Here is a 9,205-nt window from a genome sequence, read left to right as displayed (position 1 = left end):
AGACCATGACACTAAGGACATCGCCGCGCCGGAGCTCCAGCAAAAGCTTTACTGGCAGTCCGCCTGAGACAAGATCCAACGAGGCATTGCGTCGATCCAGCCAGGTGAGGACCCCTCCCCAGCTCTGGGCGAGCTGCTCGAGCGCATCGCGCAGCGCTTTGCCATCGGCGATCGGTTTTATCAGTGCCTCAAAGCGGGCCATGGCTGCTTTCGTAAGCGCCCACTCTGGCGTTACTCAGTAGTGATCAGCAACTGCCGCATTTTGCTGTTGCTCATCAAGAGCCAGGCGGCCTGCCAACCCTCGTCAGCGCTGCACCGCCCAGCAGCGCCAGCAGCAGGTTGAGGGTGGAATCAAAACCCATCTGCAGTTTCTCAAGAGTGCCTGGGCATACCTGACCAACTGGCCGGCCTGCCAATGCCCGCTGACCGCAGACCCCGGCAGCAAGGGAATAGATCAAAAGCTGGGTGCAGATCACTACCGCCAGGGTCTTAAAGACAAAGCGCTCACGATCAAAGGGAGGCTGAGGTCCTCGGGGCGTCCCACCGTGAGGTGCTCCTGACGGTGCTGGCGGGAGTTGATCACTCATGCATCTGCACCTTCAACCCATTCCACTGCCTGTTTACGGCTGGCAGGTCAGTAGCCAGCCGGTGCCATTGCCATCTGCTTCCCAACGGGGCTGCCAGTTCTTCCAGCTGTAGTGCTGGCCTGCGCCGTTGGTGTTGGCGGTGTATCCACCTGCGACTAGATCAGCTTCTCCGTTGGGGTCGTTGTGAATGGCCACCGCCTCTGTGAAACCGATCACCACACTCCAATGACCCCCACCTGATGGCGCAGATACAGAACCGTGATGCAGCCAGCCCACGGCTACCGGCCTTCCCAGGTTGATCTGCTGCTCTAAAGCTGCTTGCCCCCCGTTGGTCGCGAAGTTCGCCGTCAGCCCCAGGGAGCGCAAGGCCGAGAGCTGGGCTTCTGCACTTGTGCTGTCGCCGTATTTGGCGCGGATGGCGTTGTACTCATCGTCCGAGCTCACCTTGCCCCAGTAGCGGGCGAGCATGGCGCAGCTACTGGAGAAGCACTCGCGGTAGCCGGTACCGGAGGCGTTGTCGTTCTGGTTCTCCCAGGCCACCGGCAGGGGATTGGCACTGGCTGAGACCTCTGGAGCCGGGGGTGCCGATGAGAAGGTCTGCCGCCAGGACGCGGCCTCAGTGAGGATCGCTGGGTCGGCAGAAATGACGGCGCACCGCAACTGCTCGATGCCCTCGAGTTGCTGGGGCTCTGCCTTCCAGGCGTTCCAAAACTGCTGCCAACGTTCAGCTGTGAACGGTGCCTGGGCGGCAGGAGAGGTTGCGGTCATGGCGGCAAGGCAGTCCTTTCCTGTTGCCGCCTCGCCACTTCACGTCTTTCAGCTCAGACTATGGAGCAAGTTGCACAGGTTGCTTTATGTGGATCACTGCTGAGACCCATGAGGAGAATTGCCAACTGATATTCAATTGACGACGATAAGCTTGATAAGCTTTATACCTCTCAATGGTAGAAATCCTAGGTTCGATCTGCAGCCCCATATGAGAATCAGGCCTTGGCAACCATCCCCCTAGCAGTATCACTGCGATTTACTCTGCAAGCTATCGCGGGAAGACGGAAAGCCAAGGGTATAAAATATGACGCCAAAGAGCGCTCCAAGTCATGGCAGTATTGATGCTAGATATATTTGCTTGTGGTAGGCCAAGCTTTCGCCAGCCAGCTTTCCTCGTCATTCCGAGTAAGAGAGGCTGACATATAAGTCCAGTAGAGCATGGCGTTACTAACGGTCGATGCAATAAAGAGGACATCAATGATTGCAGATCATTATTATGGTAACTATCCTTAAAGCGCGTCAGCGCTTCCTCCATTGCCTGAGCATCTCGGTACCAGATCCACGAAGGCTTTCGTAATTAAACCTCTTACTCGATAGACAGCTTGATGGTTTGCCATTACGCATCCCGAGGTTGACGGCAGCAACACGTAGGCGTGGGTTGCCGTGCCAGTCGTGATTAAGATATTCACGATCGCCAATATTGTAGGCAAAGCTCCGTACCCCTTCACCCTGCGGTGATTGCGGCGTGTAGCCATATGCAATCCGTAGATAACTACCAGCTATGCAATCTGCCTGAAGTTCGTCAAGTACTGAGCTCCAGACCAAGTTCTTCGAGAAGCCTGTCACAGCATGCTGGCGGCCGTGGGCCAATTCATGGGCTGCTAGGTACCTCACTGCAGAGGCTCCGTAGTTTTCCGAAATCGCGTTGAGTGTAATTACGGATACATAAATTGTGCGGTCTAGCTGGCAGTAGAAAGCTACCGAATCACCATTTCCGGCATTCCCGCATCCGGTTTTATTTCTGGGAGCGGCAAGAATTCGGGACCTTACGCTTGCCACGGAAGGATCCAGGTTGCGAAGGGTTGTCAGCGTTGTGAGAAACAGCTGCTGCGGGTTGTTGCCGGCTCGTGAAGTGCTTGAACAAAGGCTTACCAGCAGTGCCAGTCCTGCAAGCAATGCGATCGGGGCTCTCACGGCGTCCGTTGAAGTAACTTACAGCCTTGCTCATAGCAGACTGCCCTAAGGCTTCCTGCATGCGTCATGGTCACTGCCCATCTCTATTGGCGGAAGGAAGAGGTTCAGCTGCAACTTGCCTTGAAGTCCCGATACCTGATCGGCCGCGATCCCAGTCGATGCGATCTAGTGGTTCCCAATCACTGGCAAGGCTGTTCGCGGCTGCAGGGGGAGCTGCACTGGGAGTCTGGTGGTTGGGTGATACAGGACGGAGTGGCTGGCTCCGCCAGCGCCAATGGAACCTTCCGTGCCGATGGCCGCCCGCTCCGGAGCCCAGAGGAGCTGGGAGCGATCCATGAGTTAACGCTATTAATTGGGAAGGTGCCAGACGAGCGAATCCGCATTCAGATCCTGGGGCTTGAGCCGCCTGCTGCGTTACCTAAGGCAACTACGCCTCCCGCTCAGGCGCCTATTTCGCTCAGCGCCGTGCAGCAAGGCACGTTGAGCATCGGACGTCAGTCCAGCTGCAACATTTTTCTCGATGACCCGACAGTCTCGCGGGTACACGCCTTGCTGCGACCGGAGGGCAATGGAACTGCCCTACTGGAAGACCGCAGTAGCAATGGGCTGTTCATAGATGGCAAGAAGGCTGGACGCGTCTCACGCATTGCCCCTGGAGCGGATGTTCGGATCGGGCGCGGACGTTTTCACTGGGATGGCAAGAAGTTGGTGCAGCAGGGCGATCAGCTCCGTTTTGGAATTGAGGTAAGGAACCTCGAGCTGCCTGATCGCATCAGGTCGATGTCGCTCTCAATTCATGGCGGGCAACTCGTGGCACTCGTCGGCGGAAGTGGTGCAGGAAAGTCAAGCCTGCTTACTACCTTGGCAGGCCAAAACCCTGAATACCGTGGGCAAATTCAAATCAGTGGTGATGATTTGCGGCGAAGCATTGGGGCCCTGAGGCCATTAATGGGGTTTGTACCCCAGGACGACATTGTCCATCCGGAGCTGAGCGTCTCCGAAGTTCTGACATTTGCTGCAAGGCTGCGAATTCCAGACAATGAGGCTCGGCAACCAGCCGTGCAGCGGGTCATGCAACTGCTGGAAATAGATCATCGTAGAAACGCCCTAGTGCGAGAACTCAGCGGCGGGCAGCGCAAACGGGTGAACATCGGTATGGAACTGGTAGCTGACCCTCGATTGCTGTTTCTAGACGAGCCAACCTCGGGTCTGGACCCAGGCCTCGATCGCAGAATGATGCGGCTGCTGCGCCAGCTGGCGGATCGTGGCCACACCGTGCTTGTGGTGACCCATGCCACGGCCAACGTGAACCTCTGTGATCAACTCGTCTTTCTGGGTCGTGGAGGCCGGTTGTGTTACGCCGGCAGTCCCAGTGGGTGTCTACAGAACTACAAGGTAGGTACGGACTTTGCCGAGGTTTATGAACGGCTTAATTTGAGCGATTTAGAACTTGAGCAGGAAGCAGAAAGATTTCGCAAGCAACAGCCACTGCCTGAGCTCACAGCAGAGTCCAAAGGTGCACTCGCTCGTCAGGTTGCTCCAGCAGCCTTGCAGCCGGTACGGCAGTTCGGCAGTCAGCTCAAGACAGTCCTTCATCGAGAACTGTTGGTTAGCTGGCGGGATCGTGTCTCCCTCGCGCTCAACATGCTGACGGCACCCATAGCGATCCTGCTGCTGGCAGGGGCCATCCAGAAGCCAGAAGTGTTTGAGGTGCCTAGTGAAGGACTGAATCCATCGCTGCTGCCACTGGCCATCAAGGTGATCTTCGTGATGAGTTGCGCCTGCATCTGGACAGGGATCAGTACCCACATTGGAGCAGTGGCTAGGGAGAGGCCGATCTATGAACGGGAGCGGAGCTTCAATCTGCAGCCTTTGGCCTACGTGAGCGCAAAAGGACTGATGATCCTGCTGCTGGCCGTACCGCAGGCGCTGCTAATCGCTAGCGTCTCGGCAGTACTGTTCCGCCTGCCTGCTCTCGGTGGCATCGGGTCAGCGACATTCGGCTACTGGATGGCAGCCTTGCTCACGATCGTGGCCAGTGGTGCGATGGCACTGTTTCTGTCCACCCTGGTGAAGGACCAACGGCAAGCGGGTAGTTCGTCTCCGCTGCTGCTGATGCCACAGCTGATTCTCTCTGGTGTGCTGTTTGAGATTGGCAGTCTGACAGCTCTTTACCCAGCAGTTGCCAGTCGCTGGGCAGTCAAGATCTTTGGTGCGTACTCGGCTCTTGAGAAGCTGTATTTGGAGCCTGCATTGCCGAACTTGCCAAAGATTGACATTGAGCCCTATGCATCAACCATCGCCAATGTTCGTGACAGCAGCCTTCTGCTGCTCCTGCAATTTGGTGCGTTCATCTTGCTTGCTCTGATTGCCCTGAGCCGACGCAAGGGTTTGAAAGGCTAATATAGTGCGCAAATCGCTATCAATTCGATCCATGCATAGCAAGACTCGATATTCAGTGCTTGCAACGGCTGCGCTGCTTTTACTGCTTGCAAGCGGCTGCATCCGCAAGATATCAGGCGTCTATAAAGATGCAAATAATATAATGTCTCTTGATTTTCAACCAGATGGCAGGGTTTATTCCCGCATCATGGGCGTTCCGGTTGTGTCTAATTACGAAGAAAGTGGAAGCAAGATCATCTTCAAGGGACCCGAGGGTGATACTTTTGTTGACATTGTAGATGCCAATACACTCAGCATAGACCACCCGCTTGCCGAATACACAGGGAGAATCGAACTAAAGAAGCAACAGTGAGTTGACACGAAACTATTTAGTAGAGCTATTGCAACTCATTCTGCAGCATGCTGAGAGGTACCTTCGCCAGGGTATTCGACATCGCATCGCGTATGGTGTAATTGAAAATACCTTTGCTCGATGCTGGGGCGCATGCCTCAGCCAGATTTGTATTCCCCATGCTCCGAGCAAGCTCAACGGCTTTATAAAACAATACTTCAGATCCATTATTTGCGCTCAGCTGATTGATCGTACCAGTCTTAATTGGCTCAATAGAATTTGCTGGTCGTAACTTGGCGTCCAGCATTGCAAGAGATACTCTTGCAAGGTCTTTGCCAACGGCATCACGTAATACATAATTAAAAAGTCCTTTGCCAGAAGTATTGGCAGAAGCCGTTGCAAGATCGACTCCGCACAGTTTTTTGGCAAGTTCAATCGCGGCAGCAAAGTAACTCTGACTTGCTGATAAGAGCTGCGATTCGTTATTATCACTCTTGAGTGGCGACGAGGTGATCTGAGATTTTAAGTTGACGCCGGCATTGTTTTCAAGGGCCTGACCGCCTGATGATCGATCTTGTATGAAAATACTTTGCGATAGTTGTAAAGCTACGCCACCAGAAGTCTCAAGGAATCCATTGAGTACATCTTCAATTGCCGTCAAGATAGCTGGGTGATAGATGCGGCCGATCTCCTGGATCAGTGCATCCCTTTGGATAGCGCCACCACGCGAGGATGCATGGGAAATCACTGAGCGGAAGGACTGCCGACTGACAAGGTCCTTCAGCGGAGCAACCAGATCAGGATGGTCAACTGCTAGATCGCCGATAACTGCTTGCAGCGAAGCTGTAGTGAGCTGCTCATCAGATCTAGCAACTATGAAAGCTGCCAACTCCGATCCCAGAGCTCGTAGGTTTCCGTCGGAACCTGCGATTGCCATGAATTAAACAAGAAATATAAAAACAGTTTAACATCACTACTGCCTTGGTCAGAGACAGCGATGATCGAAGGGGTACAGAAAAGAATGATTGGGTAGAGACGATAGGAAGTAAGGGTCCTAATTCACTAGGAAACATTAGAGTACAACTGCAGCTAAGTCTCCGGCTCTAGTCCAAGCAGACGCCCCAATGGCTTCCTTTCCTTGACATCTTTCTCGAAGGTAGAGTAAGTGTCGTCAAGCATCGCCACTATGCTATCAGACTCTGAGAAATTATTTGTTTCAAAAAATTGCCCGCAGAGCATTCCATAGTTCCCACCTACTGGAATATGAGCGCAGGCTGATGATCAAACTCTGAGGGCTTACTAAAGTCCCAGCCAATGTCAGTGAGACGCCGCAAATCCTTTTTACAAGTTAAGTTCACTTTTTTACAGTATTTAATTAATTCAACGACTTGACCAAATTTTGCTTTGCTTGTGACCTTTGAATGGTATTCCGCTCCGTCGAAGGTAGTCATATTTAAGCCACGCACCCCAGCTAGTGAGGCAGGTCGCTGCTGCCCTTAGGATTCACCTGTTCACCATATTGACGCAGTGGTGAATGCCTTAGCTCACGTACACATAAAACCTCCATGTTTCACCAAAAAGGGTGTGTTTGCTGGGGGTCCGGCGGTGGTAGCCATGACAGGCGGGGTCGTCTTGGGAATACGCCTCCGTTTCCACAATCACGCCCCACAGCAGGTCGCCTGAGACTTGGCTTTCCACCAGCAGGCAGCCGATCAGCTCGGGGGCGACGACCTCGGCGGGGCGGGCGAAGAAGGATTGGGGGAGTTCTGGGAGGGCGAAATAGCCAGAAGTCGATTTAAGTGCTTTAGACTAAAGGTTAAGTTTAAGCCGGACAACCCATGAACAATAGAAACACAAAAAGTTTGACAAATATGAACATCTGCAATATTCAAGCCTGGAGTCAAATTAATCTTTCAGCCATTGTGCTTTACCTCTTTGCGGTATCTCCAGCTCTTTCAGAGACCACATATCCTGCTAACTCAGCGGGACTATGCACGAAGTCACCCTGTGAAACCCGAACAAAGTGTAGTTTTAATAAAGGCAATCTTATACCCGTAGGAATTATCGACTACCGTGGTAAATTTAAGTTAATTTGGGCAGATGGCCCGCAAATGACATATAAATGGCGTGATGCAGAAGGTCCCTTTTTTCTGTGGAATATTATCGACTCCTTGGGTGGCAAATGGCACAAGGATGAAGAATACAAAGGTTCATTGAGGCTTGGCAATCTTGATAATGGGAATGAGATTGAATGCCTTTGATTGAAAGCCTCGATTAAGCCAACTTTTGACAACACACAATAAAACTATTATCGAATTGTAGCAGGCAGCCGATAAGCTCAGTGGCAACCTGCTCGGCGGGGCGGCAGAAGATGTATTGGTGAAGTGCTGGGAGGGCGTGGTGGCTAAGGGAGTGGCTTGGGGAACAACTGTAATTTTGAAGATAGATTAAAGGGGGCGAAGGCCTTGCCGAACCATGCGGTATAGAATTGCTATATTATCAGCTAGATCGTATATTCATCAAAATGAAAGATCAACAGCCAATTCCAGTTAGAATGGCAATAATTGCAGCGACTTTAGCGATAGCCACTGCAGGGTGTGAATCCCTTTCAAATAAAGCAGATCAAGCAGCTTCTGACTGCGAAAATATACGCCCAGATATTATTGACCTTAGCGAAAAAGATAGAGCATCAAGGGGCTTTGCACTAGTGGCAATTTACGAGCCAACAGAAATCTCCAAGTCAGATAACGAATTAAAATGCCGCGGCAAAGCCTCTTGGTCAGACAATGACAATACTGCAATCACATACAGGCAATACATAGACCAAGAGGGGACTATCATGATTGAATACATGCCTGAGTGAAATATTGTTGGCTTCTGTTGGCTAAAAGAAATCACCATTTGGTTGGTACTTCACCAGGAGGCAACCGATTAGCTCGGGGCAACCAGCACGGCGGGGCGGGCGAAGAAGGATTGGGGGAGGGCTGGAAGGAGCTGGGTTGCTATGGGGGGTGCCTACGGAGCAGTGAAGTGACGAAGGCTATACAGGCGAAGGCAACTTGGAAGGCTGCAGATACATTATAAAGAGAGCTATCCCGCCAACATATGGCACAAGACTAACAAGAAGAAGCCAGGGATTAAAGCCAGCATCCCTAAGGCGCCTTACTTGAATTGAGACATTGGGGACAATTGCGGCAACCGAATAAATTACGATAAGCGCAACTGGTGTAACATTGTCGGAATCTCCTAGTAGAGAGCCTAAAAGGAAGCCAAGGACCAAAAGGAAAACAACAACGATTGCGTTACCCGCATAAGCAAGCCAGAAATCGGAACGCTTTGTATTTCCACCAAAGGCGAAAGACTTCACCCAAAAAGATCTGTAGGATTCAATCATTGCCATTGTTCAAGCAATCCTTTCTAGCAGAGGAGCCAATCTTGCGCAGAATCTTAATGCTTTGCAATACTCTCAATTGTGGTAGCCGTGGCCAGGCAAGTTCGTTTTGGCAATACGCTTCCGTTTCACAATCAACCCCCAGAGCAACTCCCCAGTGGGTTTCCGCTTCACCAACAGGAAGCCGATTAGCTCAGTGGCACTGCTCGGCGGGGCGGCAGAAGATGGATTTGTGAAGTGCTGGGAGGACGTGGTGGGATTGAAACTATATTTATTATTTAAAGGCAGAGAAATGTTGCAACCTATTTGAAGCGTCAGGCGCATGAACTAAATTCATTTCTTTGATTTACCAAGAAAAGATGAAGCCGCTATCCTTCTACATCACCATCCTACTTATCCTGCCCATTCTCTCATCATGCAGTGAAGTGAAGGAGGGCTTCCAAGAAGGACTCAACTCTGCAGACTACACCGATGCTATGAAGGTAAAATTTATGGCGGGCTGCCAGCCAGCAGCAGAAAAGGAGAGAGACA

Annotated in this window: 9 protein-coding genes and 3 pseudogenes; 5 read left to right on the top strand and 7 right to left on the bottom strand. The window is 52.0% G+C overall.

Translation table 11 applies throughout. The features are described from left to right. The 4 genes and pseudogenes from KBY85_RS14885 to KBY85_RS14870 all read right to left on the bottom strand — a co-directional run. Positions 1 to 202: pseudogene (locus KBY85_RS14885) on the bottom strand (hypothetical protein); the annotation flags it as partial. Positions 203 to 275: 73 nt separating this feature from the next. Then, positions 276 to 587, bottom strand: a complete 312-nt coding sequence (locus tag KBY85_RS14880) for a hypothetical protein (RefSeq protein WP_254962240.1) — start codon at positions 585 to 587, stop codon at positions 276 to 278. A 33-nt stretch (positions 588 to 620) separates the two neighbouring features. Continuing rightward, complete coding sequence (locus KBY85_RS14875; RefSeq protein WP_254962239.1) at positions 621 to 1,355, bottom strand: C39 family peptidase; 735 nt, start codon at positions 1,353 to 1,355, stop codon at positions 621 to 623. 519 nt (positions 1,356 to 1,874) lie between these two features. Next, positions 1,875 to 2,549 (bottom strand): neutral zinc metallopeptidase, encoded by a 675-nt coding sequence (locus KBY85_RS14870; protein ID WP_254962237.1) that lies wholly within the window; start codon positions 2,547 to 2,549, stop codon positions 1,875 to 1,877. A 66-nt stretch (positions 2,550 to 2,615) separates the two neighbouring features. On the opposite strand from KBY85_RS14870, the pseudogene KBY85_RS16110 reads away from it, so the two are divergent. The 3 genes and pseudogenes from KBY85_RS16110 to KBY85_RS14860 form a co-directional block, all read left to right on the top strand. Next, positions 2,616 to 3,224, top strand: a pseudogene (locus KBY85_RS16110) (FHA domain-containing protein); the annotation flags it as partial. Between the two features lie 105 nt (positions 3,225 to 3,329). Beyond that, positions 3,330 to 4,952, top strand: a complete 1,623-nt coding sequence (locus KBY85_RS14865; protein ID WP_254962236.1) for an ATP-binding cassette domain-containing protein — start codon at positions 3,330 to 3,332, stop codon at positions 4,950 to 4,952. Between the two features lie 31 nt (positions 4,953 to 4,983). Then, positions 4,984 to 5,304: a hypothetical protein gene (locus tag KBY85_RS14860; RefSeq protein ID WP_254962235.1), complete on the top strand. Its 321-nt coding sequence runs from the start codon at positions 4,984 to 4,986 to the stop codon at positions 5,302 to 5,304. A 25-nt stretch (positions 5,305 to 5,329) separates the two neighbouring features. On the opposite strand, the gene KBY85_RS14855 is transcribed toward KBY85_RS14860, so the two are convergent. Together KBY85_RS14855 and KBY85_RS14850 are read right to left on the bottom strand one after the other, a co-directional pair. Then, on the bottom strand, positions 5,330 to 6,220 hold the full coding sequence (locus tag KBY85_RS14855) for a hypothetical protein (protein ID WP_254962233.1): 891 nt from the start codon (positions 6,218 to 6,220) through the stop codon (positions 5,330 to 5,332). A gap of 605 nt (positions 6,221 to 6,825) precedes the next feature. After that, a pseudogene (locus KBY85_RS14850) lies at positions 6,826 to 6,999 on the bottom strand (DNA-3-methyladenine glycosylase); the annotation flags it as partial. Between the two features lie 122 nt (positions 7,000 to 7,121). Here KBY85_RS14850 and KBY85_RS14845 point away from each other — a divergent pair. Next, positions 7,122 to 7,544 (top strand): hypothetical protein, encoded by a 423-nt coding sequence (locus tag KBY85_RS14845; RefSeq protein WP_254962232.1) that lies wholly within the window; start codon positions 7,122 to 7,124, stop codon positions 7,542 to 7,544. A 263-nt stretch (positions 7,545 to 7,807) separates the two neighbouring features. Next, positions 7,808 to 8,146 (top strand): hypothetical protein, encoded by a 339-nt coding sequence (locus tag KBY85_RS14840; protein WP_254962231.1) that lies wholly within the window; start codon positions 7,808 to 7,810, stop codon positions 8,144 to 8,146. A gap of 177 nt (positions 8,147 to 8,323) precedes the next feature. On the opposite strand, the gene KBY85_RS14835 is transcribed toward KBY85_RS14840, so the two are convergent. Further along, positions 8,324 to 8,677, bottom strand: a complete 354-nt coding sequence (locus KBY85_RS14835; protein WP_254962230.1) for a DUF805 domain-containing protein — start codon at positions 8,675 to 8,677, stop codon at positions 8,324 to 8,326. Positions 8,678 to 9,205: the final 528 nt, after the last annotated feature.

It is taken from the genome of Cyanobium sp. BA5m-10 (assembly GCF_024346255.1).
GTDB lineage: Bacteria > Cyanobacteriota > Cyanobacteriia > PCC-6307 > Cyanobiaceae > Cyanobium_A > Cyanobium_A usitatum.
The sequence above is the reverse complement of the archived record's forward strand: the minus strand, read 5'-3'. Positions and strand labels throughout refer to the sequence as shown.